This window comes from Mesorhizobium sp. M1A.F.Ca.IN.020.06.1.1 (genome assembly GCF_004023265.1).
In the GTDB taxonomy this organism is placed as follows: domain Bacteria; phylum Pseudomonadota; class Alphaproteobacteria; order Rhizobiales; family Rhizobiaceae; genus Mesorhizobium.
The window spans coordinates 1-586 of sequence record NZ_RZSR01001682.1 but is presented as its reverse complement, the minus strand read 5'-3'; the positions used below and the strand labels follow the sequence as shown (position 1 = coordinate 586).

Here is a 586-nt window from a genome sequence, read left to right as displayed (position 1 = left end):
GAAGCTATGGTCGAGCCGGTTGTAGTAGTTGACCCGATCACGGACCGTTTTGCTGGAGAGCCGTGCCTGCTCCAGCCGGCGCGCAAGCCGCTGGCGAAAGAGAGCCTGCGGCGCCACATCGCGCGTGATGTTGCGTATGAAATAAAATACCCGCGCTGCGGTGCGTAAGGGCGAGGCCATGCGTCCGTCGTTTAAAGATGTCCGTCGCCTCCTACAGCATTGTGCCGAACATCTTGCAAGCCGCCCAAGCTGACGAACTTGTTGAAGTTCTAATATTCGACGATGGCCGAGGATCAGCCACCCACGACGGCAAAGCCCCTGGCGCGCAGGCCGCGCCGCTCGTCATGCAGCGAAGTCACCAGGCGGTCGCGGCTGCCGGCGATGTGGGCCGAGAGCAGCCGTGCCGCCTTTTCGGCGTCACCCTTTCGCACGGCAGCCAGGATGGCGTGGTGCTCGGCCCAGGCGCGGCCAAGCGCCGCCTCGTCGCGCACTTCCAGCCAACGCGCGCGGGAGAGCCTGGTCATTGCATCGCGGACTCCCCTAAGCAGGAATTCATTGCCGGAAAGCCTGGCCAGCTCGATGTGAA

The 586-nt window shown here is 63.7% G+C and carries 1 protein-coding gene and 1 pseudogene; both read right to left on the bottom strand.

From position 1 onward, the window contains the following. Nucleotides 1-180: pseudogene (locus tag EOA60_RS38590) on the bottom strand (lipopolysaccharide biosynthesis protein); the annotation flags it as partial. A gap of 113 nt (nucleotides 181-293) precedes the next feature. Continuing rightward, nucleotides 294-586: FCD domain-containing protein (locus EOA60_RS36320; RefSeq protein ID WP_128312796.1), on the bottom strand; the 293-nt coding region annotated here is incomplete at its 5' end.